This window comes from uncultured Campylobacter sp. (assembly GCF_938030785.1).
Taxonomy (GTDB): Bacteria; Campylobacterota; Campylobacteria; order Campylobacterales; family Campylobacteraceae; genus Campylobacter_B.
The window spans coordinates 1-23,682 of sequence record NZ_CALHIK010000123.1 but is presented as its reverse complement, the minus strand read 5'-3'; the positions used below and the strand labels follow the sequence as shown (position 1 = coordinate 23,682).

Annotated in this window: 19 protein-coding genes and 1 pseudogene; 10 read left to right on the top strand and 10 right to left on the bottom strand. The window is 51.0% G+C overall.

Annotated features, from left to right (window positions below; genetic code table 11):
- The first annotated feature begins 524 nt into the window (after positions 1 to 524).
- Together Q0438_RS07180 and Q0438_RS07175 are read left to right on the top strand one after the other, a co-directional pair.
- Entirely contained in the window at positions 525 to 665 is a 141-nt protein-coding gene (locus tag Q0438_RS07180) for a hypothetical protein (RefSeq protein WP_299189635.1), read from the top strand.
- Positions 655 to 996, top strand: a complete 342-nt coding sequence (locus Q0438_RS07175; protein ID WP_299189629.1) for a DUF6882 domain-containing protein — start codon at positions 655 to 657, stop codon at positions 994 to 996. The genes Q0438_RS07180 and Q0438_RS07175 overlap by 11 nt, the downstream gene beginning before the upstream one ends.
- 406 nt (positions 997 to 1,402) lie before the next feature.
- On the opposite strand, the gene Q0438_RS07170 is transcribed toward Q0438_RS07175, so the two are convergent.
- Positions 1,403 to 2,146, bottom strand: a complete 744-nt coding sequence (locus Q0438_RS07170) for a hypothetical protein (RefSeq protein ID WP_299189623.1) — start codon at positions 2,144 to 2,146, stop codon at positions 1,403 to 1,405.
- A 303-nt stretch (positions 2,147 to 2,449) separates the two neighbouring features.
- Between Q0438_RS07170 and Q0438_RS07165 the strand changes: the two genes are divergently transcribed.
- Positions 2,450 to 2,968, top strand: coding sequence for a hypothetical protein (locus Q0438_RS07165; RefSeq protein WP_299189622.1), 519 nt, complete (start codon positions 2,450 to 2,452; stop codon positions 2,966 to 2,968).
- A 798-nt stretch (positions 2,969 to 3,766) separates the two neighbouring features.
- Here the strand turns inward: Q0438_RS07165 and Q0438_RS07160 are convergent.
- Positions 3,767 to 4,696: a ribose-phosphate pyrophosphokinase gene (locus Q0438_RS07160; RefSeq protein ID WP_299189620.1), complete on the bottom strand. Its 930-nt coding sequence runs from the start codon at positions 4,694 to 4,696 to the stop codon at positions 3,767 to 3,769.
- Positions 4,697 to 4,947: 251 nt separating this feature from the next.
- Here Q0438_RS07160 and Q0438_RS07155 point away from each other — a divergent pair, with 251 nt between their 5' ends.
- Positions 4,948 to 5,196, top strand: a complete 249-nt coding sequence (locus Q0438_RS07155; protein ID WP_299189615.1) for a hypothetical protein — start codon at positions 4,948 to 4,950, stop codon at positions 5,194 to 5,196.
- A 289-nt stretch (positions 5,197 to 5,485) separates the two neighbouring features.
- Here the strand turns inward: Q0438_RS07155 and Q0438_RS07150 are convergent, their stop codons facing one another.
- Positions 5,486 to 7,564, bottom strand: coding sequence for a DNA polymerase III subunit gamma/tau (locus Q0438_RS07150; protein ID WP_299189603.1), 2,079 nt, complete (start codon positions 7,562 to 7,564; stop codon positions 5,486 to 5,488).
- Between the two features lie 92 nt (positions 7,565 to 7,656).
- Here Q0438_RS07150 and Q0438_RS07145 point away from each other — a divergent pair, with 92 nt between their 5' ends.
- The 6 genes from Q0438_RS07145 to Q0438_RS07120 all read left to right on the top strand — a co-directional run bounded on the left by Q0438_RS07145 (position 7,657) and on the right by Q0438_RS07120 (position 15,541).
- Positions 7,657 to 8,205 carry a YajG family lipoprotein gene (locus tag Q0438_RS07145; protein WP_299189600.1) on the top strand — a complete coding sequence of 183 codons (549 nt, stop codon included), beginning with the start codon at positions 7,657 to 7,659 and terminating at the stop codon, positions 8,203 to 8,205.
- Positions 8,206 to 8,823 (top strand): ComF family protein, encoded by a 618-nt coding sequence (locus Q0438_RS07140; protein WP_299189597.1) that lies wholly within the window; start codon positions 8,206 to 8,208, stop codon positions 8,821 to 8,823.
- Positions 8,824 to 8,873: 50 nt separating this feature from the next.
- Positions 8,874 to 11,606 carry a DNA gyrase subunit A gene (gene gyrA / locus Q0438_RS07135; RefSeq protein ID WP_299189637.1) on the top strand — a complete coding sequence of 911 codons (2,733 nt, stop codon included), beginning with the start codon at positions 8,874 to 8,876 and terminating at the stop codon, positions 11,604 to 11,606.
- On the top strand, positions 11,599 to 12,627 hold the full coding sequence (locus Q0438_RS07130) for an aspartate-semialdehyde dehydrogenase (protein WP_299189594.1): 1,029 nt from the start codon (positions 11,599 to 11,601) through the stop codon (positions 12,625 to 12,627). The genes gyrA and Q0438_RS07130 overlap by 8 nt, the downstream gene beginning before the upstream one ends.
- 434 nt (positions 12,628 to 13,061) lie before the next feature.
- Positions 13,062 to 14,108, top strand: coding sequence for a uroporphyrinogen decarboxylase (gene hemE / locus Q0438_RS07125; protein ID WP_299189588.1), 1,047 nt, complete (start codon positions 13,062 to 13,064; stop codon positions 14,106 to 14,108).
- Between the two features lie 536 nt (positions 14,109 to 14,644).
- Positions 14,645 to 15,541 carry a radical SAM protein gene (locus tag Q0438_RS07120; protein ID WP_299189573.1) on the top strand — a complete coding sequence of 299 codons (897 nt, stop codon included), beginning with the start codon at positions 14,645 to 14,647 and terminating at the stop codon, positions 15,539 to 15,541.
- A 946-nt stretch (positions 15,542 to 16,487) separates the two neighbouring features.
- Here Q0438_RS07120 and Q0438_RS07115 read toward each other — a convergent pair.
- From Q0438_RS07115 to Q0438_RS07085, 7 genes and pseudogenes are all read right to left on the bottom strand, one after another.
- Complete coding sequence (locus Q0438_RS07115; protein WP_299189571.1) at positions 16,488 to 18,059, bottom strand: subtype B tannase; 1,572 nt, start codon at positions 18,057 to 18,059, stop codon at positions 16,488 to 16,490.
- A complete protein-coding gene (locus Q0438_RS07110; protein ID WP_299189568.1) occupies positions 18,056 to 18,742 on the bottom strand; it encodes a tetratricopeptide repeat protein in 687 nt (228 codons plus the stop codon). The genes Q0438_RS07115 and Q0438_RS07110 overlap by 4 nt, the downstream gene beginning before the upstream one ends.
- A 72-nt stretch (positions 18,743 to 18,814) precedes the next feature.
- A complete protein-coding gene (locus Q0438_RS07105) occupies positions 18,815 to 19,309 on the bottom strand; it encodes a TlpA disulfide reductase family protein (RefSeq protein ID WP_299189566.1) in 495 nt (164 codons plus the stop codon).
- Positions 19,310 to 19,890: 581 nt separating this feature from the next.
- Positions 19,891 to 20,529, bottom strand: a pseudogene (locus Q0438_RS07100) (ABC transporter ATP-binding protein); the annotation flags it as partial.
- A 1-nt stretch (position 20,530) separates the two neighbouring features.
- Positions 20,531 to 21,664, bottom strand: a complete 1,134-nt coding sequence (locus Q0438_RS07095) for an FtsX-like permease family protein (RefSeq protein WP_298956389.1) — start codon at positions 21,662 to 21,664, stop codon at positions 20,531 to 20,533.
- A complete protein-coding gene (locus tag Q0438_RS07090; RefSeq protein WP_299189560.1) occupies positions 21,651 to 22,895 on the bottom strand; it encodes an ABC transporter permease in 1,245 nt (414 codons plus the stop codon). Before Q0438_RS07090 ends, Q0438_RS07095 begins: the two co-directional genes overlap by 14 nt.
- On the bottom strand, positions 22,895 to 23,682 hold a 788-nt coding region (locus tag Q0438_RS07085), incomplete at its 5' end, for a Fe-S-containing protein (RefSeq protein ID WP_299189546.1). The genes Q0438_RS07085 and Q0438_RS07090, both read right to left, overlap by 1 nt.

Sequence of the window (23,682 nt, the reverse complement as noted above, 5' to 3'; positions counted from 1 at the left end):
GAGGCGTTTTTGAGCGTGCTGAAGATCGATTAAATTTAGTGTGCGGGCAATCTAAATTTCATCTTTTGCCGCGCGGCCGTAAAATTTGATTTTAAATTTTGACGATCGCTCGGGCAGTTTAAATTTAAGCAGCTCGCCGTTCGGTATGAAATTTCGTCTTTAAATTTCACGATCTTAAGAGACGATTTAAATTTTATAACTGCACGGCGTTTTGAGCTCTATCGCTCGTCGTCCGAGCTGATACATTCGCTGCTGCGCACCCATTTTGCGCCGCTTTAAGCTCTAGCGCTCGCTGCTCGGTCGTAGAATTCTGCTGCTTGCCGTTAGACTAAAATTTTGCCTTTCAAATTTAACGATCCTTATGAAATTTTACCCGCTGCGGTTTTGTAAATTTGATTAAATTTTACTGCGCGTCGCGTGAAATTTCATAGCGCGAATGTTTTATAGCAAAGCGGCGTATAAGAGGGCGAAGCGTAAATCCCACAAAAGCGCTAAATTTATCGGCGCGATATCAAAGGAGAAAAATGAAATTTTTGGACCGCTTGGGCGTGGATAGGAGCAGCTTTATTGATCTGTTTTCGGCGTGTTTGGGTTGCGGGCGCAAGGGTGCAAGAGGCGGGCTCGAAGCTGATCGTAAAGGGCAGGCGCCGGTCTGTGGATTTTGAGCGCGGCGAGATCGGTTTCGGCGATGATGCGCCGCGCGCCATCTGGTATATCGGCAGCGAAGCAAACGCCGGCCGCACGTGGCTGTGGGGATACGAAAACATAAACCGCCTTGATGAGCGGCTGCTTGCCCTTGCGCGATATGTGCGCGACTTCGGCTTGCGGCACGGGCTAGCCGAGCTTAGCACGCCTAAGCTCGCACTAAGCGCGAAGATAAACGGCCACGCTCTAAGCGCGATCGCGTGCGGATTATCGCAGGAACCGGTATGTTACTACCGCTGCCGCATGCCGGCGGAGCGGTGTTTGTGGCGTTTGCGGCGGGCGAGTGCGTGAGCTCCGAGGGTGCGATCGTAAGCAGTATGGACGCAAGCGAGCTTTATCTCTTTGGCGCGCGATTATATAGGCGCATTTCAGTTAAATCACGCCGTTTTATCGGGGGCGCTTTTGATGAGAAACGGCACGAAATTTAGCGAATCGGCGGGTAAGATCGTAGCAAATTTTAAAAATGACGCAGTCTTTTCGTTCGATAATTTGGGGCGGCTAAGCGAGGTGAAGTTCTCCGTATAGAAGCCGCAGATATCGCGCCGTGCATTTGCGGCTTTGAAATTTACGCCGTGAAATTCTGCTTCGTAAATTTTATATCGTAGAATTTTGCGCCTTGCAATTTCGCTCGATAAAATTTAGATCGCAAAATTCCGCTATCGGGGTCGCGCCTGAGCCTCTAAATTTTAAATCAAAATCAGCCGCCGTCGATGTCGAAGTCAAGATGCTCTTTGAAATAAGCGCGCAGCTTGCGGCGGTCGTTGCGACCGGGCGTGATCGCAAACCACAGCACGCGGTCGTTTAAATCCTTGCCGCGGATCAGCACGGTGTCGCGCAGCAAGATGTCGTGAAAGTCGCCGTTTAGCCGCCACGACGAGAGCGCCTTGGCGAAGATAAAGATCACGACGCCCGCTACCATTATCATGAACGCCATCCCCACGCGCTCGCTCATAGCGATGCCGACTAGCCACAGCACGATCATCGATCCGATTCCAAATTTAAAGAGTCGTTCGTGCTTTACGTAGCGGGAGTGACTAAGCGCCGTGTAGCTGGTGCAGGTGCGCAAAAAACCCGGAGTGAGCCTAACGTAGTCGATATTGAAGAGTAGAATTTCGCTCTTGCCCGCGCCCGAGACGAAGGTGATCGCGTGGTCGCTAAATTTATACAGTCCGCCGCCGTCGCGCCCCTGATACCAAGCTACGCCCGCGATCAAAAGCCCCAAAATCCCGCCTCCGCCGCGACCGCGTCCGTTGCCTAAAAAAATTTCATCTAAATCAAGCCCGGCCGGCACGCCGTAAAAAAATATAAAGACCATCATCGCAATGACAAAGATCACGATGAAGGAGTTGTCGTTTTTGACGCTAAATCCGCCTGCACTCGCGGTTCGTGCGCCGCGGCTGCGAAGGGCGGCTTTGTAGTCTTTGGTGCTAAAAGTAGGCATAAAGCCTCCTTTCTTTCGGGCTTGCGAAACTCTTTTGCACTTTCAAAGCCCTTTTAAAACGGTGGAATTTTATAAAATTTCAGATCAAATTCGGATTAAATTTTAAATTTGAAGAGGTTTTGAAATTTAAGCTGGTTTCAAATTTGAAGGGTTTGAAATTTAGCCGACGAGCCCTACTTAAAATTTTGCGCTTCCGCTTAAATTTATCAAAATTTAAACGCGTAGCGGCACCGAAAGATTGGAAATTTAGCCTAGACTAAACCCTGTTTTTGTATAATCGCACAAAATTTTAAAGGAGAAAAAATGAAAAAATTTCTAGCTTTGCTTTTTGCGGCGCTATTTTTCGTAGGTTGCGGACAGACTCAGCCGAAAGTGCCGATCGCAAGCGCGTATAAATTTGATGGCATCACCTACACTCACCTACAAAAGCACAATCCGAGAAAATTTGTCTATCAATCGCCGGAAGCGGTTGAGAAGAGATACAACGAGCAGCTCTTAGCGGCGCTAAAAGAGGCGAACCTGCTGGATCAAAACTCTACCGACGAGCTTAAAATCACAATAAAACACCACAGGGGTTTTATGGGCGAGGATAGTCCGTTTACTAGCGACAGAATCGGCGGCATAGATGTTGCTTATCAGGTTCAAATTATAAGAGGCGGCCAGGTGCTAAGAAACTACACGCAGGATGAGTTTGAGTTTTACAATCCGGGATTTTTCGCCACCATGAAAACCGTAGCGATGCAAAATACAGACGATAGCTATGAAAATGACGCGATCACGGCCATGGTTAAGCGCTTGATGGAAATCATAAAGAAATTTTAGCGGCCTGCTCAAGCGCAACGCACGCGCCGGTATTACATTTGATTAAATCATAAAGAATTTTTTGCAGTTCGCGGGCTTTTAATCGCGGAATTGTAAAAATATGCAGCGAGCTTGAGCGGTAAAATTTAAAGAAGCGGATCGCTTGCGGGCTGCCGATATATCGGTAGCCTCTCGCCAATAGGGCGGCGAACGCTTTGGAAAAGACGGCATTTTGAATCCTTGCAACACTTTAAAATATAAAGGAATTTCGGCGCTAAATTTTAAATGCGATCGGCTCGGGTGCATTCTTGCCGAGAGGGCTGCTGATTTTGCGGCGAAATTTAAAGCGCGGCTTTGCAAGATTTAGCGAGTACGAGTTTTGCAGAAGCTCAGCTGCACGGACAGATGGCGAATGCGCGTATTATCAAAAATTTTAAGCGGCGCTGCGCTGCGCGATCTCATCAAATATACGGAAAAATTACGGCAAATTTAAATGCAGTCTCGCGGAGTTAATATGGCGGATTAAAATGCGGCTTGCAGCGGCTAAAGCTGTAAATTTGCTCCGCGGTTGCAGTTAAAATTTCCGCCGCGCAGAGTAAATTTGCCGCGTAAAAGATAAATCTCACGTCGTAGTTAAATTCCGCGTCGTAGTTAAATTTCCGATAGTTAAATCACAGCGAGCTCAACGCTGCAAATTCAAAGCCTACAAGCGTAACCACTTGGCTTGCGGCTATACCGCGGCCTCTTACTGCAAAGCGCCTAGTTCGCATTTTCGCGGCTGTTTAAAACAAACCGCACGACGTTTTAAATTTTAAAATTTTATTTGAATAAGCTGTTTACGCTCTCGTCGTGATATACGCGTCTTATGACCTCGCCGAAGAGCGGAGCGACGCTGATTACCTTGATGCGGTCACTTTCCTGCTTTAGCGGGATCGTGTCGGTCACGACGAGGCCGTCCAGCGCGCCGCTTTCGATGCGCTCGTATGCCGGACCGCTTAGCACGGCGTGCGTGCAAAACGCGCTGACGCTCTTTGCGCCTTGCTCTTTAAACGCGCCCGCGGCCTTGACGATGGTGCCCGCGGTATCGATCATATCGTCGATTAGGATCACGTCCTTGCCCGCAACGTCGCCGATGATGTTCATCACCTCGCTTTTGTTCGCCTCCTCGCGGCGTTTATCGACGATCACCAGATCGAGCGAGAGCTTTTTGGCGAAGCTTCTGGCACGCGCGACTCCGCCCACGTCGGGGCTAGCGATGATCGGATTTTTTAAATTTTTATCTTTCAGGTAGTCCAAAAATATCAGCGAGCCGTAGAGGTTATCGACCGGCACGTCGAAAAAGCCCTGTATCTGCCCCGCGTGCAGATCCATCGTGACGACGCGGTCGATCCCCGCCGTCTGCATCATATTCGCCACGAGCTTCGCGCTGATCGGCACGCGCGGAGCTGCCTTGCGGTCTTGGCGAGCGTAGCCGAAGTATGGCACGACCGCCGTGATCGAGTTCGCGCTGGAGCGCTTCAGCGCGTCGGTTAGGATCAGAAGCTCCATCAGATTGGAGTTTGCGGGCGCGCAGGTCGGTTGGATGACGAAGACGTCCTTGCCGCGCACGCTCTCGCCGATCTGGACGCTGATTTCGCCGTCGCTGAAGGTTTTGATCGCGCACTCGCTAAGCGGCAGCGAGAGATATTTGGAGATTTTTTTGGCAAATTCGGGATTTGCGGTGCCGGAGAAAATTTTATATCCGCGCATTTTAATGACCTTTGGATTGAAATTTGCTCGAATTCTACACCAAAAGCGCTAAATTTTAGCTAATTCGCCCGCCACGCCTGCGTAAAATTAATAAGCAAGCATTGCGAACCGCCGTCCATTTGCTGGATAAATTCTTTGAAATTTAAGAGCGGTTCGGCTCGCCGCGGCTTTACTTTGGCGAAATTCGGCTTTGGCTTACGGCGCCCGCGAGCGATCGTAGCCTGCGTTTTTGCACGAGCAGCTACGCAGATGTGGCTAAAACCGTAATTGCAAAGTTTGATGAAAGTTTGAGAGAGCGCATCAAACGTGGGTATGGGCGGTTAAAATCCTATCGCAGAGGGCGGGCGCTGGTTGGCGCAAAATTTTGTCTTTGCGATACAGACGCGCAAAATTTTATCTTTAGAGCTGCGGAGAGTGCGTTTAAATTTAAATTTTTAGCTCGCACGGGACAGACTGTGCGGATACTTGGCGCGCTAAATTTAGACTGCCGCGGCGTATAAATTTAGATCGCTAGCGCGGTTAAATTTAAAGCTTGCTTTGTTTTGGTGAAAATTTAAAACGCGCTTTGACGATCAAATTTAAAGCTCGGCTTTTAAAACCTGTCCGCCCGCCGCAAAATTTTAAAATTTATCGCGCGACTTTGGTCTGTCGCGTAAATTTAGACACCGTCTTTGCGCGCTTAAATTTTAAAATCGCACAGACCCTCTCACCGCGTAAATTTCTATATCGTTTTTACACGCTTAAATTTTAAAATCGCGCGATGCGGCGTAAATTTATCCGCAGCGGGCGCTATTCCGTGATTTTAGTGGGCTCGCCGAAGAGCCTATTCATCTCGGAGATTAAAATTTCCTTGCCGTCCTGCGCGCCGTTTGCGAGCTCGGCGAGACCTGCCTTGGCGGCGCGCACGCTCTTGCTCGTATCGCGAGGCTTTGCGGCGTAGGTTTGCGGATCGGTGGATCTTAGCAGATCGTCCTTGGGCGGTTGTTTTTCGCCCTCGCTGTTATCGCCGTTTTTTTTCGGTTTTGCCGCTTTTGCGGCGGAATTTTCTTCGGAATTTTCACCGCCGCTTGAAATTTCATTTTGCTCGGAGCTTTCGGCATTTATCGCGCCCGTCTCGGAATTCTGCGCGCCGCTTGTGGTGTCGCTGGAATTTTCAAGCGGTTTTTTTGTACTGCTTGTAGCGTCTTTTGCTGCGCTATCTACGCTGCTTGGGGCAGAATTTTCTGCGCTATTTTCCGCAGAATTTTGCTTTTGCGGCGCGCCTTGCTCGATCTTGATGGCCGCGCTCTCACCGAAAAGCGATTTTAACACAGTATTTATCGCTCGCGAGCCCTTGCGTAGGTACTCTCTATCCTGCCCCTGCGCGCGCGAGAGCAGATACAGCGTGCCGCGTTCAAATTTTAAAAATTCCACGCACTTGCTAAATTTTTCGCCCAGATCGTAATCGCGGTCGTAAATTTTGGCTAAAAAATTCTCGTAAATTTCATTTTGAGCGCCCGTTTTGACGGAAGAGTTAGAATTTTGCGCCTGTGCCGCCGCGCCCGGTCTGATCTCGCCGCCTGTGTCAAGGCCCTGTTTTGCCGCAGCGCTCGCACCGAAGTTTTGCGCTGAGTTTGCGGGATGTTTTGTGCTTGCCGTAAAGCTAGGCACGCCGCTTGTCGCGTCATTCGCCTCACTCGGTGCAAAATTTGTGCCGCTCGGCTCGCTGTTTGGCGCAAATGCCGCGCTTTGGTTGAAATTTGACCTAAAATTCGGCGCGGAGCTTTGTGCGTTTAAATTAGGCGCCGAAGCGGAAGGATAGCCCTCGCCTTGATCCAGGGATCTTCCGACCTCGATCAGCTCGTCGATCTCGCGCAAATTTACCGCCTCCATCATCATAAAAATCATCATAGAAATTGCGTAGGTGTTGTCGGGGCTGATGGCGAGCATGCTCTTGGCGCCCGCTAAAATGCGGAAAAACCGCTCATACATCAGCAGGCTAAATTTCGCGTCGCGGCGTAGGAATTTATCCTTTAAATTTGCGATCATTTCGTCGATTATTGTCTCGGCGTTGTAGTTCTCGACCTCTTTGATGATCTCGATCGCGCCCGCGCGGTCCTGGCGCAGCACGACGTCTAAAATTTCGCCTATTTTAGCAGGATCGAGCAGGCCAAGCATATCGGCGATCGCCCGCTCCGTAATACCCTCGCGGCTAAAGATAATCGCCTGATCGAGGAGCGTGAGCGTGTCTCGTAGCGAGCCCGAGCCGCTGCGTGCTAGAATTTCGAGCGCGCCCTCTTCGTAAGCGATGTTTTCGGTTTTTAAAATTTGCTCTAGGTGCGCTACGACGGCGCTTTTAGCGATCGGCTTAAAGCGAAAGTGCTGCGTGCGCGATAGCACGGTGACTGGAAGCTTAAGCGGATCGGTGGTCGCAAGGATAAATTTTACGTAGCTAGGCGGCTCCTCAAGCGTCTTTAAAAGCGCATTGGAGGCCTCTTTGGTGAGCATATGCACCTCGTCGATGATGAAAATTTTAAAGCGCGCGCTTGCGGGATGATACTTCGTCTGCTCGATGAGCTCGCGGATATCGTCGATCTTACGGTGGCTGGCAGCGTCCATCTCGATGATGTCGATGTGGCGCCCCTCGTTTGCCATTACGCAGTTATCGCAGATCTCGCACGGCTTGCCGGCAGGGCCTTTATCGCATAAAAGCGCTTTGGCAAAAATCCTAGCCGTCGAGGTTTTGCCGCTGCCGCGAAGTCCGCTGAAAAGATATGCGTGGCTCAGCCTGCCCGAATCCAGCGCGTGCGCGAGGCTTTTGGCGACAGCGTCTTGACCGATGAGCTGCTCGAAGCTTTTGGGTCTGTATTTTAAAGCGAGTGCTTGCAAAATTTCTCCTTTGATCTCGCAATGATACAAAAAAATCTATAAATTTTAAATTTAGTGCTACAATGCGCCCGAATTTCAGAAAAAGGATAAAAATGAAAAAATTTTTAATCGGCGTATTTGCGCTATTTTTTGTCGCCTGCTCGCAAACCAGCAGTGTCATCAGCCTAAATCCGTATCTTTCTAAGGCCGATCAGACCGTAAGCGGCAAGTCGGTAAATATCAATGCGATCAACGATCAGCGCGAAAATCAGATGGTAATCGCCGTCATCAACGATAATAACGGCAAGCTGGTCGATGAGGTACTTTTAAAAAACAATCTCTCGGCGTGGTTCGACAAGGCTTTGCGCGCGGAGCTTGAGGCTCGCGGCGTAAGGATCGATCCTGCAAGCCCGAATATCGTAACCGTAAACATTAGAAGCATCTCGGCGGCGATCAACGGCTACTCGAAGGAAAATATGAGCGCAAGAGGCGAGGTCGCGATCGCGATAGTGCAGGGCAGCCAAACCACGACCAAGCGCGTAGCTCAAGATCAGAGCAAATTTACGGCGCTTCGCACGGCTAGATCGCTTAATCCTTTCGTGCAAAGCCTGCTAGACGACATCGTCAAAAAATCCGCCGATCAAATCATCTCTACGCTTTAGATGCGCTGCATAAATTGCGGCGCGTTTAGCCTGCGCATGATCTGCGCCACCTGCGCCGCAAATTTAGCCGAATGCCGCCTAAGTATGCGGCAGGTGGAGGGCTTTAGCGTATTTTACTACTATGGCTACTCTGAAATTCGAGAGCTTATACTTTCTAAACACCACGAATACGGCGCTACGGTGCTTGCGCGCATAGCTTCTTTAAGCCTGGCGAAATTCCCGCTTCATCTGCAGCGCGAAATTTCTGCAAATCCGCAAAATTACGAAACGTTTAAAACGGACGGGATTTTTAAATTTAACGCCGTGCCGCTGGATGATGACGCTCGCAGTGGCTATTCGCACACGGCGATCCTAGCCCGCGCGCTAAAAAGCGAGCTCGTGGAGCCAAAATTTCACTGCCTGCGCGCGCAAAATCGCGTCAAATACACGGGGCAGAGTTTGGAATTTCGCCTAAAACACAAGCGAAATTTTAAAATTTTAACTCCGCCGAAATTCCCCGTAATCCTGGTAGACGACATCATCACCTCGGGTCTTAGCATGCTGCAAGCGCGCGAGAGCTTGATCGATGGCGGCTTTATGCCCGTGTGTGGCTTAGTTTTAGCTAATGCAAAAGAATAATTCGCTATAATCGCGCTTTAAAATTTAAAAGGATATTTATGCAATCAAATATGTTTGAAAATCAGGAGATCATCGATATCGACGTCGAAGAATCGATCAAGACGAGCTATCTTGATTACTCGATGAGCGTTATCATCGGTCGTGCGCTGCCGGACGCCAGAGACGGCCTAAAGCCGGTGCATAGGCGAATTTTATACGCGATGAACGATCTTGGCGTGGGCTCTCGCCAGCCTTACAAAAAATCCGCCCGTATCGTAGGCGACGTCATCGGTAAATACCATCCGCACGGCGATACCGCCGTTTATGATGCGCTCGTGCGAATGGCGCAGAGCTTTTCGATGAGAATTCCTTCCGTGGACGGACAGGGTAACTTTGGTTCGATTGACGGCGACGGCGCGGCGGCGATGAGGTATACCGAAGCGCGTATGACGCCGCTAGCCGAGGAGCTTTTAAAAGACCTAGATAAAGAGACGGTCGATTTCGTGCCGAACTACGACGAGAGCCTGAATGAGCCCGACGTATTGCCTGCGCGCGTGCCTAATTTGCTGCTTAACGGTTCAAGCGGAATCGCCGTGGGAATGGCGACGAATATCCCGCCGCACAGCTTAGATGAGCTCGTGGACGGTCTTTTGATACTGCTTGAGAATAAAAACGCAAGCCTAGAGGAGATCATGGACGAGATCAAGGGTCCAGATTTTCCGACCGGCGGCATCATCTACGGCAAAAAGGGGATTATCGAAGCGTATAAAACGGGCAGAGGGCGAGTTAAAATTCGCGCTAAAACCCATATCGAAAAAAAATCTAACAAAGACGTCATCGTAATCGACGAGCTGCCGTATCAGACCAATAAAGCGCGCCTGATCGAGCAGATTGCAGATCTCGTAAAAGAAAAACAGATCGAGGGCATCTCCGAGGTGCGCGACGAGAGCGATCGTGACGGAATTCGGGTAGTAATCGAGCTTAAGCGCGACGCGATGAGCGAGATCGTGCTGAATAATCTATTTAAGCAAACTACGATGGAGGCGACCTTCGGCGTGATAATGCTCGCAATCGACGGCAAAGAGCCGAAGATTTTTACGTTGATAGAGCTTTTGAAGCTGTTTTTAAACCACAGAAAAACCGTCATCATCCGCCGCACGATTTTTGAGCTTCAAAAGGCGCGCGCTAGAGCGCATATCTTGGAGGGCTTAAAGATCGCGCTAGATAATATCGATGAAGTGATTGACGTAATTAGAAATTCCGCCGATACCAACGTCGCGCGCGAAAATTTAATGAGCAGATTCGGCCTCAGCGAGGCGCAATCGGGCGCGATTTTGGATATGAGGCTAAGCCGCCTCACTGGACTTGAGCGTGAAAAGATCGAGGAGGAGCTAAAAGAAATTTTAGCCGAGATCAAGCGGCTTGACGCGATCCTAAAGAGCGAGGAGTTGATTGAGGGGATCATCAAAGATGAGCTTTTGGAGATCAAGGATAAATTTAAATGCCCGCGAATTACCGAAATCGTCGATGACTACGAGGATATCGACATCGAAGATCTCATCGCGAATGAAAATATGGTCGTTACGATCACTCACCGCGGCTACATCAAGCGCGTGCCTAGCAAGACTTACGAGAAGCAAAAGCGCGGCGGCAAGGGGCGCGTGGCGGTCACGACGTATGATGATGATTTCATCGAGAGCTTTTTTACGAGCAACACCCACGATACGCTTATGTTTATCACCGACCGCGGGCAGCTCTACTGGCTTAAGGTCTATAAAATTCCGGAGGGCTCGCGCACCGCAAAGGGCAAGGCGGTCGTAAATTTAATCCAGCTCGGCGCGGACGAAAAGATAATGGCAATCATCCCTACGACCGATTTTGATCCGAGCAAGTCGCTCGTATTTTTCACTCGCAACGGCATCGTAAAACGCACGAATTTAAGCGAGTTTAAAAACATCCGCTCGCTCGGTATCCGCGCTATCAGCCTAGATGAGGACGATACTCTCGTAACCGCTCTCATCGCTCCAAACAGCGCCGAGGAGATGCAAAACTACAAAGGAGGCGCCTTAAGCGGCGACGATCTGGACGGCGGCGAGGCTGAAGAAGCCTTAGAGCAGACCGAGCAGGATATTTTGGAGGGAAGCGAGAATGAAATTTCAGATGAAATTTCGCAAGGCGAGGGCGCTCAAGATGGCGAGCCGCAAAGCGCTAACGAAAATATGCTCTTCATCGCTACGAAAAAGGGAATGTGCCTTAAATTTAATCTAAATAAAATTCGCCAGATGGGGCGCATCGCTCGCGGCGTCAAGGGTATTAAATTTAAAGAAAAAGGCGACGAAGTCATCGGCGCCGCGTTTATTCTAAGCGACATGCAAGAAATTTTAAGCGTAAGCCAAAAGGGTATCGGCAAGCGCACCACCGCGAGCGAGTATCGTCTCACAAACCGCGGCGGCAAGGGCGTCATCTGCATGAAGCTCACCAACCGCACGGGCGAGCTCATCGGCGTCGTGATGGTCGATGAGGAGATGGATCTTATGGCGCTAACCACCAGCGGCAAGATGATCCGCGTCGATATGCAAAGCATCCGCAAAGCGGGCCGCAACACCAGCGGCGTCATCGTCGTAAATGTCGAGGGCGACGACGTCGTGAGCATCGCGACCTGCCCGAAAGCCGAGGAGGGCGACGAGGGCGAAGCGGACGAGCTTGCGCAGGATGAAAATTTATTAAATTCAAATTTAGATAGTAAAGATTCGCAGAGCGACGGCCCTGGCGATGAAATTTTAAAAGGAGGAGAGGATGAGTAGTTACAATATCGCCATCGTAGGCGCTACCGGCGCCGTAGGCGAGGAGATTTTACGCGTCTTAGACGAGATGAACTTCCCCGTGAAGGACATACTGCCGCTTGCGAGCGCAAAGAGCGCGGGCGAGAAGGTGGAATTCCGCGGCAAGGAATACGTCGTGAGGGAGCTAACGGACAGTACCTTCGACGAAAACGAGATCGACATCGCGTTTTTTAGCGCGGGCGGCTCCATTTCGGCGCATTACGTGCCATTTGCTGCGGCAAGCGGCGCGGTGGTGATCGACAACACAAGCCACTTTCGTATGCAAGAGGACGTTCCGCTCGTAGTGCCCGAGTGCAACCCGCAGGATATCGAGCTGTGGAAAGAAACGGGCATCATCTCCAACCCGAACTGCTCGACCATCCAGATGGTTCAAATTTTAAAGCCGCTTGATGATGCGTTTGAAATAGAGCGCGTGGACGTAAGCACCTATCAAGCCGCCAGCGGCGCAGGCAAAGAGGGTATGGAGGAGCTTGTGTTTCAGCTGCAGAAATTTTTTGAATTTAAGCTTGATGAGTGCAAACCTAAAGTTTTCGCGCACCAGCTAGCATTTAACGTCATCCCGCACATCGACGTTTTTTTGGACAACGACTACACCAAAGAAGAGATGAAGATGGTGAACGAAACGCAGAAAATTTTGCATAAAAACTTCGCCGTTTCGGCTACCTGCGTGCGCGTGCCGGTACTTCGAAGCCACAGCGAGGCGATCACGATTAAATTTAAAAAGGATTTCGAGATTAGCCGCGTGCGTGAAATTTTAAGAAACGCGCCTAGTATCGTGCTCGCAGACGATCCGAGCAAAAACGAATACCCGATGCCGCTGCTTTCTAGCGACACGAACGAAACCTACGTCGGTAGGCTCCGCAGGGATAATTTCGACGATAAAATTCTGCATCTTTGGTGCAGCGCCGATCAGATCCGCGTAGGAGCGGCGACAAATGCCGTACGCATCGCGCTTCGCTGGATCGATATACAGCAAAAATAAGGTATCTGAGGCGGCGATCGTTAAATTTCGCGGCGCAGAATTTCGGAGCTTCGCAACTTGCGCACGAAATTTAACGATGAAATTTTATGCCGCCATAGGCTCGGACGCTTAAATTTTACGGCGCCGCAGACTTGAGCGTTAAAATTTTGCGCCGCTTAAATCGGCGCGGATCTGAAATTTTATAAATTACCGTGCGCCGCGTAAATTTATAAATCAGGCGCGCAGATCGGTGCATAAAAGCCCGTTTTAAAATTCTGTGCCGTAAAATTTAGATTTGAGCGATTAGGGCGCACCGTAATCTAAACCGCACCGAGTATCTAAATTTAAGCGCGCTCAATTTCCGGCTCGGCGAAATTTTATTCGCGCAGATTGCTTCAGCATGTATTTGCGAGCTAAACACGACGCGACAAAACAGCTAAATTTAAAGGATAAAAATGGTTTTCATCGACGCATGCTTCGGCAAAGAGACCCCATACACGCCCATTTGGATGATGCGCCAGGCGGGGCGCTACCTGCCGCAATACATGGCGGTGCGCGAGAGGGCGGGCGATTTTTTGAGCCTGTGCCGCGACTACCGCGCCGCTAGCGAGGTGACGATTCAGCCCGTGGAGATTTTGGGCGTCGATGCGGCGATACTTTTTAGCGATATCTTGGTCGTGCCGATGCAGATGGGGATGGATCTGCGCTTCGAAGCGGGCGAGGGGCCGCGCTTTAGTGATCCGATCCGCTCGCGGGACGATCTGACGCGCCTAGATCCGCAAAAGGCCGCGGCAGAGCTCGGATACGTTTATGATACGATCTCGCTTACTCGCTCGCGCCTTGCCGCGGATAAAGCTCTCATCGGCTTTTGCGGCGCACCGTGGACGATCGCTACCTATATGATCGAGGGCGGCGGCAGTAAAAATTACGCCGTTTGCAAAAGGATGCTCTACGAAAATCCGCAGCTTCTGCATGAAATTTTGCGCCTCGTTACGGAGGCGACGAAGCTTTATCTGGCGCGCCAGATCGGCTCGGGCGTCGATGCGGTGCAGATATTCGACAGCTGGGCGGGCGCGCTGGAGCCGAGCGCATATGAGGAGTTTGGCTGGCGATACATCCTAGAAATCACGGAATTTTTAAAGGCGAAATTCCCGCATATCCCGCTCATTGTCTTTGCCAAGGGCACGGGCGCGCAGATGTCGCGGTTGAGCCGTATCGCGGAGCAGAGAAGCGCGGCGAGCTTTGACGTATGGGGCGTGGATTGGAGCACTCCGATTGAGCTTGCACGCGAGCAGCTCGGGGGTAAATTTGCGCTTCAAGGCAACTTGGAGCCGATGCGGCTATACGATCGCGGCGCGATAGAATCGGGCGTGCGCGAGATTTTAGCAGCGATGAAGGGTGCTGCGCATATCTTTAATCTAGGGCATGGAATTTTGCCCGACGTAAGCGTGCAAAACGCCAAATATCTGGTGGATCTGGTGCACGAGCTAAGCGCACGCTAAAACCTTATTTTGCGAGAGGCTGCTTGCGGCGCGTCGCTGTGAAATTTCATAGAGCCGTAATTTAAAATTTCATTCGCCTGTGTCGCTTGCTTTGCTTTCGCGCGATCTTTCCGCTGTTCATAAATTTCAAATTTCACGCCGCCAAAACAGCTCGCAAAACGCAAATCTCTAAATTTTAAAATTCTGCGCCGTTTTAGCGCGGTGGTATCTCAAATTTTAAAATTTAGCCGCAGTTTGAAATTTTATGCCGAGCGAGGATCTGAAATTCTATGCGCTGTGTCCACGGCGGCGTAAAATATCGCGAGCTTGCGAGCTAAATTTGGCTCACGCCTTAAATTTATAGCTCGCGCGCCCTGAATTTAAGGATAAATTCAAAGCTCTAAGTTTAAAATTTCGCCGTAGCGGGGCGGCGCGCGGAAGTGAATTTCGTATAAAAGCGGCGCCGAATTTTGGCGCGCGGAAGCAAAATTTAAAGTGCAATTTAAAGTAAAATTTTGTGCGCAAGCAAACCCCGCAAATCAAATCATGGAGTAAAAATGAGATATATTTTCGGGCCCGTGACCTCGCGCAGGTTCGGGCGTAGCCTCGGCATCGATCTGAGCCCGCAGCGCAAGCAATGCAACTTCAACTGTGTATATTGCGAGCTGGGCGCGGGCAAGCCGGTAAGCGCGATGGGCGAGCCCTGTGAGATCGGCCCGGTCATCGCCGAGCTGAAAACCGCGCTACAAAGCCATGCGGGCATTGACGTCATCACGATCACGGCAAACGGCGAGCCCACGCTGCATCCGCGCTTCGCCGAGCTCGTGGATGCACTAAAGGCGCTGCGCCTGCCGCAGAAACTACTCGTTTTGTCAAACGGCTCGCTCGTGCGCGAAAACAGCGCATCGCTAGCGAAGCTTGATATCTGCAAATTTTCGCTAGATAGCGCGCTTGCGAAAAGCTTTCGCAAGGTGGACGGTCCGCACGCGGGCATTAGCGCCGAGCAGATCGTAAGCGAGATAGCGGATTTTGCGCGCGAGTTTCGCGGCGAGCTTGATATCGAAATCCTAGTCGTGCGCGGCATCAACGACACGCAAGAGGACTTTGCGGCGCTAAATAGGGCTCTGGCGCGCATAAACCCGCACCGGATCGATCTCGGCACGATCGATCGCCCGCCCGCATACCGCGTGCAGGGGGTGAGCGAGGCGCAGCTGCGCTATCTGGCCACTTTTATCGAAAATCAAAACGTAAATATCATCGCCGCGCCCAAATACGCAAGCGAGCGGCTGAGCTTCAGCGAGGATGAAATTTTGCGCACCCTTTCGCGCCGTCCGCAGCGCACGAGCGACGTGGAGGCGATGTTTGACGAGCCCAGCGCGCAGCTTTTAAAGCGTCTCGTGGGTGCGGGCAAGGTCGTTTTCAAAGACGGTTTTTACGAGATCGCAAAAGGCTAGGGCGTTAAATTTTAAAAGCTCTTTTGCGGCGCGGCAAAAAGGGGCTTGCATTTTGGCGTCGTCGCAGGCGGTGCCCGTCGTACGCAAGCTAGAGAGGCGGTGCAAAGACAGCGCGTTTAAATTTAAGTTGAAGTTGCGTTGCCATAGATAGAGCGCTTGCCGCACGCGAGCTAAAGGCAGCGCAATGCTAGCTAGCGTTAAATTTGGCGCCGAGTTGCACCGCTGCCGTAAAGATACCGGCGCACCAGCTTTGGGAAACGATCCTGACGCGGCGCGATGATCTTTAAATAGGCTAAGCTGCGCTCAAAAGCGCCGTTAAATTATGAAATTTATGCACACGGGCGTAAAAATACAGACCTCAAGCGGCGCTTTTTGGGCGCCGGTGAATTATTGAAGCAGTCTGGGTGGATAGCAAAAGCGGGCTTGGATCCGCGGGATATCGCGAAGCGCGCCTTAAATTTAGCCTGCCTGCCGCGCTTGCTTGGGTTTTCTGCGTTCATTTTAGCGGATTTTAGTCCGCGCGCCGAATGTGCGCTCGTGCGCGATACCTGCGCGCTCAAAGAGCTGCGATCGGACAGTATAAACGCTGTGAAATTTTATCGCGCACTTCGGTCTTTAAATTTAAATTTAGCTTGCAGAATTTGATTGCGCCGAACTTTAGCGCGGATTGCGCTAAAAGCCCCGAGCCATAAATCGTCGCAGCCGCTAAATTTTTAATTCGCGCCGTTTTGCCGCGATAAAATTCTAAGGAATTCTCCCAGTGCTAGCTGTAAAATTTCAAATCGTTATGCGTCTTGCGGAGACGCTAAAATTCTGACGCGATAGAATTTCGCAGCGGAATTTTACACCGCTTGGCGTATTCGCTAGAGAGTGTTTGGGCGATAAAATTTTACGGCAGAGCTGCGGGCAAAATTCTAAATCCAAAGTAAAATTTCGCCCGTTAAGCCTACTGCGCGACTACTTTATCGATCCAGTCAAAAAGCTCCTCTAGATCGTAATCGCCGCCGTGTCCTTGCCCCCAAGGTACCGCAAAATCGACGTTCTTGCCCGCATTTTGCAAGCTAAGCGCCAAAATCGCGGGGATCGCAAGCGTCGTATCGCGATCGCTCGCGCCGTGTCGGATGCGATAATGCTTCACGCCGTTTTCGTTGCGCACGAAGCTCATCGCATCCATCATCTCCACGAGCTGGGCATCTGCGATTAGCACCCCTTTGGCGGGGTCATTCATCGCGCTAAAATCCGTAAAATGCGCCGCGTTAAATTTAGCGCCGCCGAACAGCTCGTTTTCGGGATTTTCAAGCGCGAAGCCGTCGAATGCGGGCGGGGTCTTGGCGCGCGGCTCGGCAGTCGCGTAGCCCCAAAAAAGCATATGCGATTGCGACGCGTCGTCCTTTATCTTTGCAGCGAGGTATAGGGGCGCCTTCGCGCGCGGATTTTTCGCCGCAAAATTGGCAAATGAGGCTGATATGAGCCCGTTTATGTAATCTTTGAAACTGCCGTCGCCGTTTTTATCCAGGCTTAGCGCGCGGCCGCCCCCGTCCTTTAAGCTTAGCGAGTTCAGATAGGCGGGGAATTGCGCCTTTAGCTCGTCTGAAATTTTAATCTGCGCCGTGCTTAGCTTGCCGCTTAGCATCTTGCGCGCGGGCTTTGCGGCGCTTTGATTTGCGTCTTTTTTGGAATTTTTTTCAGCGCCGCTAGAATTTTCGCCGCGCTCGTTAAATCCCGCTGCATCAAGCCCGCTAAAATCCATCTTTTCATATTTGCTCTGCGCGCCGAACATCCACTCATACGCCGCGTCCGCGTGCTTTAGATTTGTGATCGGGCAGTATGCGGACGCCGCGTAAATTTTATCGCTCGCCTTCGCAGCGCCCAACTCCTGCAGATACGGCTCGTACGCGGCCTCGTCCCCACTCGTGCCCAAAAGTGCCGAGAGCGCTCCGCCCGCGCTCGTGCCGTTTGAGACGATCTTGTTTGCGTCCCCGGGCATCGCCGCGTCGTTAAATTTCAGATACCGCACGGCCGCTTTTAGATCGACGATTGCCGCGGGCGCCTTACCGATATAATCGCCGTTTGCGCCCTTTAGCGTGCGTCCGCGCGCTGCGGGAGCGGCTACGACGTAACCGCGCGAAAGCGCCGTAGCGATCGCGTTTGGCTTACCGCTTGCGTCTATTTTGACCTCGCCCGCTTCGCCCGGCATGTAGCCGCCCACGCCGTTTGGCAAAAATATCGGCGCGCTCGCGGCGTCAAATTTGCCGCTCTTGCGCCCCTCAAAATACTGCTGCGGGATGAAGATATTCATGCTCTGATAGTGCGCGCTTGCGGGTTTTGTGACGTAGATTATGTTTTTGTAGGCGCAAAATTTTATCTTTTTGCCGCCTACGATCACGCTTTCTTGCGTGAAATTTGCGGCGTTAAATTTCAAATCTTCTTGCGCGCTCTGCGTCGCCGCCTCGGCGTTTAGGCTTAACGCGCCGCAAAGCATCGCGGCAGCGCCTAAGGCAAGGGATTTTTTACTCACTGCTGCTTCTTTTCGATCTTGATATTGCTGCTTTTTAGCCCCTCGAGCAGTTGCGCGGCGGAACTATTTTTCGGATAGGCCTCAAGGTAGGTCTGCAAGTGCTTAATCGCGCCCTCTTTGTCGTCATGCATCAAGCTAAACAGCGCAAGAGCGTGGTGAGCGCGCATCGAACCGAGCTCAAGCGCGCTAGAGAGCATCTGCTGCGCCTTTTGATCGCGGGAGGAGTTTAGTAAAAACTCGCCGTATTCCGTGCGGATCTCGCCGTTTTTGGGCTCCTCTTGCACGAGCTTGTCGTAGAGCGCGTCTGCTTTCTCCGCGGCGCCTTTGATGTCGAAATTGTGCTGAATGACGTAAATTCTGGCAAATTTATGCTCAAACTCATATCGGTCCTTGGCGTCGATATCCTTTTTAAACAGCTCCTGACTTAGAAATTTAAAAATTTCTTCAAGCGCTCGCGCATCCCGGTAGGCAGCCTCAGCGTCCTTCTCGCTGTCGAAGTTTAGCGGATACTCGCATGCGTGGGCGCAGAGATTATCCACGGAGCGGTAGATGCCGCCGATATCCAGGGCGCGCGAGCCGTCCGGCGCCGTCTTTATCATCGCGTCGTGATCGTAGGGCTCATAAGGCGCTGCGAGTGCGCAACTAAGGGCTAGAGCGGCTGCTAATGCGGTTTTTGTAAACATATCGTTTCCTTAAGATGAAATTTTAAGCCGATTTTAGCGAAATTTACCAAACGCTAGGCCCTTTTAGGCGGGCTAATTTATGAGTTTGAGTTGGGTTTCGAAGGCGGATTTAGGATAGAGGCCGATGAGCTTTTTGACCGCTTTACCGTTTTTATCGTAGATCACCGACGTAGGGGTGCCGAAAATGCCGCCTACGATGGATTCGAAGTATTTCACCGAGCTCGCGCCGCTGACGCTTGGGAATTTTATCCCCTTTTCGCGAGCGACCGCGGCGTCGGCTTCTAGCCCCTTGCCGCCGCCCAAAACGCCGATGATCAGTGCATCGCCGCTAGCTTGCAGCTCGTTTAGCGCAGGTACCTGCTCCTTGCACGCACCGCAGCTGCTAGTGTAGAAAAACAGCACGAACGGTTTGTCGTTGCCCTCGATCTTTAGCGTGCGCTCGGAGGGATCGAACTTGGAGGCAAGCGAGGTGCCGTCAGTGCTTAGATGGTGTTTCTGCCCGTCGCAGCCTGCGAGTAGCAGCACGAACATGGCGGCCGCAACTTTTAAATTTAAAAATTTTATCATCTAAAACCAGCCTTCGGGCGCGCTAAATCTGCTTTTAAATTTGCGTTTGAAATTTTAAAATTTGCGGCGCGATCCCTGCAGGAATTTATATCACGACCTGCGCCGAGACGTATGCCGCAATCCGCGCCGCAATCTGCGCCCGTAGCGTTTCGGTTTTTAAAATTTCGGCTTTTAAAATTTTTACCCGCTCCGCTAGACTTCGCAACTGCGCTTGATCTTTCGAGGCAAGCAGCTTCAGCAGGACGTGCGCAGCAAAAAGCCGCGCCTACTCGCGCAAACTGCAAGTGAACCCAAAAAGAGCGCGCGCGGGCTGTGAAATTTTTAAATTTTAACGTAGCTTTATTTTTCATCATGCGAGCCAAATTTTACGCACCGTCATTCTGCGCGCCCGAATTTTCGGTATCGGAATTTTCGCCGCTTAAATTTTTAGCGCCCCGATCTTCGCCGCCCGAATTTTGCTCGCTCGCAGCTTCGGCGTTAGAGCTTTGCGAAGCGCTTCCGTTTAAATCGCGATCTGAAATTTTATCCTGCGAGCCGAGATTGTGCTTCATCGTGCTTTGATCCAAAAGCTCTATTCGATCGAGCTTGCCGTGTCTTAGGCGCACCACTTTGTCGGCAAATTTGCCGAGCTCTTCATTGTGCGTGACCAAAAGCAGGGTCTTGCCCTCGCCGCGAAGCGTCTGAAAGAGCTGCAAAACCACGCGCTCGTTGGCCTCGTCGAGGTTACCCGTAGGCTCGTCAGCGATGATGATGTCGGGGTCGTTGATGAGTGCGCGCGCGATGCAGAGGCGTTGCTGCTCGCCGCCGCTAAGCTCGCTAGGCCGGTGCGTGATGCGGTGCGCGAGACCGACTTTCTCAAGTGCCGCTTTGGCACTGTCCTCATCCACGCAGCTGTGGTAGTATTGATTTAACATAACGTTTTCGACGGCCGTTAGGTAGGGGATTAGGTGAAACTGCTGAAACACGAGGCCGATCTTTTTGCGGCGAAATTCTAAAATTTGCTCGTCGTTTAGCGCGCTCGCGTCGGCTCCGCCTAGGATGTATCTGCCCGCGGTCGGAGCGTCCATCAGGCTTAGGATATTTACAAGCGTGCTCTTGCCGCTGCCGCTTGGGCCCATTATGCTGACCCACTCGCCGCTTAAAACGTCGAAGCTGATATTATCCAGAGCCTTAACCTCGCCGAAGTATTTGCAGATGCCTTCAAATTTTAAAATTTCCATGTCATTCCCTTAATAGATTCGCTAAATTCGGATTCAGCGCCTTTTTGATCGGATAGTAGCTTGCCGCGAGCGCAAAAATCAGGCTCAGCGCTACCGCCGCAAAGAGGCTGATTAGCCTAAAATCCACGCTGCTTGAAAATATCAGATGCCCCAGCAAGATCGCGAGCAGGTATCCCACGAATACTCCAGCTAGCGAGCCTGCGACGCAGACGGTTAAAATTTCGCTCAGGATCAGGTGGAGCAAATTTTGTTTGCTCGCGCCGATTGCGCGGATGAGCGCGAACTCTTTGATACGCGAAAGCAGGATCGAGCTAAGGCTTGTGTTGATGCAGACCGAAGTGATTAGAAGGATCGTAATGCCGATAAGAAGCATCAAGAGCTTGATTTTGTTTAAGATGATGCCCTGAGTCTTGGATACCTTGCCGATCGGCGCGAAGCTCATCTGCGCATCGCTTAGGCTTTTTGAAATTTCGCTTAGCTGCTTAAAATCACCGCTTACGATCGCTTCGGCGTAATTTACCTGCGCAGGCTGATTTAAAATTTTTTGCGCCAGCGGCAGCGAGATTAGCAGCATGCCGTCCTCTTTCTGCCCGTCATAGACGATGCCTTTTATCTTTACCTTGCTCGTTTCGTTTGAGCCGATCGGCGTGATCTCGATACTATCGCCGAGCTTCGCGCCCAAAAGTTTGGCGAGATCCTGCCCGATGAGAGCGTTTTTATCGTCGAAATCCACGCCGATAAACGAGCCCTCTTTAAGATCCAAAAACGGCATCGTATCGCGCAGAGAGGAGAAATTTACTCCCATGATGATGCCTGAATTGACGCCTAAATTTGCGCTGCCGAAAAGATATTTATTCGCGCTTTTTAGAGCTGGAATTTTAGCAAATTTCGCATCGAGCGCCGCTTCGTCCATATGGGAATTTTCTAAATTTGCGGGGCTTACGATTAAATTTGCGCCGTAGCTGTTTAACTCGCTGGCGACCTTTTTATCGATGTCGGCGTAGATATTTACGAACGCCGCACAAACTGCGCTGCCTAGCATTATCGCGACAAAAATCACGAAGCTGCGAATGCCGCTGTTGATGATACTTTTAAAGATCGCGCCTCTAAAAAACGCGCCGTTATTTCCTGCCATAAAGCACCTCCGCAGGCAGTAGCTTGATCACTCCGCGTAGCGGTAGAATCGAGCCGATAATGCAAATAAGAAGTCCAAAGACTATGCTAAGCGGAAAGACCATCAGCGAGACGCCAATGAATGAGCCAAAAATTTGATATGCGATCGCCCAGCTAAGCACGTAGCCCACGACTGCGCCCACGAGTGAGCTAAGTATGCAGATGACGAAAATTTCGGCGGCGAACTGGATATAGATCATAAAATTACTCGCTCCCAGCGCCTTAAGCAGACCGATCTCCTTTTTGCGCTTATAAATTTCGCTGCTTAGTAGGCTCGTGATGCAGATGCTTGAAATCAGCAGCGACAGAATGCTTACGACGCCCATTAAATTTTGAATCTTCTTCGTGATGCCGCTTTGAGCTTCGCTGACGCTAAGCACCGCCTTGGCGCTTGCGTTTGGATACTCCTCGGTGATCTGATACGCGATGGAGCTTACGTATGCCGAGCAATACCAGGTGTCGTATTCTGTGGCGTCTAGGTTATCGAGGCTTCTTCTTGCCTTTACGGACAGATCGTCTTCGGGGATCGTCATAGCGCTGACTTCAGCCTTGGCGATGAGACCCTCTTTGTGCGTTAGCTTTTGTACCAGAGATAAATTTGCGATCAGCTTTTTGGCTTCATCCTCCGCGCCGTGCAAAATCCCAACGACTTTAACCTCATAATCTCCAAGCTTTATCGTATCGCCGATCTTTAGCCCCAGCCCGTCGCCTGCGAGCACTTCGTCATCGGCGCCATCTTTTACCCACTGCCCCTCTACGCTCCAAAACGGATAGAGCGAGCGCACGCCCGATCTGAAATCGGGTTCGTCGCTAACGCCTACGTCCTTTTCGAAATAAGTTCCCACGACGTCGTAATCTCCCGCGCGGGTAGTTAAAAAGGGCGCAAAGGCGGTAATATTGTTGCGCCAAAAAATTTCTTTGATTTTATGCAGATCGCTCTCTTTTAAGAAATCGTCGTTTTTAAGCGGCGAGTATTCGCGTCCGCCGATCTCGATACTTAGGCTTTGCGAGCGCGGCAGCACGACGATATTAGAGCCGTAGCTGCGCAGCTCCTTGGCGACCTCGTCGCCGATTTTTAGCGTGATATTTAGCATGCAAGCGATCAGCGAGACCGATAAAAATATGGTCAAAAACGCTAAGAATTTGCTGTCTTTGGAGTTTAAAATGGAGGATTTGATGATGCGTAAAAACATTATTTAAGCTCCTTTGGCGTGCCGTTAAAATCCACGTAGCGCTCGGGGTGCGCGGTGAAAGCGTCTTCGTTTTCTTTGCTTTCGAAAAAGTAGGTGCGTCCGTAGTAAAGATAGCTAAATTTAGAGGTGTTTAAAATTTCTTTTCTGCTGACCGGATCGATTACCTTTTTATCCACGATCTCCGAGAAATAGGACGCGCCGTCCTCGATCGTCTTAAGCGCGATGGTGATATTCTGTCCGTCAAATTTATAATCTAGCGGAAGCGGGTTGCAGCCGCCAAGCTTGCCGACGCTCGGCAGAAAGATCCGCACGTTGCAAGCGATACAGATGAGCTCGTCGCCTTTTTTGATATAGCCCATATCGCCGCAGATCGAGCATGCGTCAAAAACTGCGACCGGGGCAAATTTATCCGTGAAGCGGTTGAGTAGAAAAAACCTGACCTTATGTCCGTCGTCGGTAACGTAGGCAAAGCGGTGCAGCTTGCCGTCCTTTACGATATTTGCGTCGATCACAAACTCCGTGCCTTGCGGCTCAATAATCTTAGGCTCATCGATCGCGGGCGGTCTTGAGGCGATCAAGATATAATAAAGCCCCAAAAAGCTTATTAAAGCTCCAAGCGATAAGATTAAGCTGAAATCTCTAAAAATGGCGAATCTGCCCGCTTTAACCTCTCTAAATTTTATAATATCCGCTTCGCGAGGTACTCGCCTTGGCGCACGCAATACCGTAAGCAGAGCAACTAGTGCGGCTATAAGACAAAGGGCTAGCGTCAGATAGGAGTTGTTGA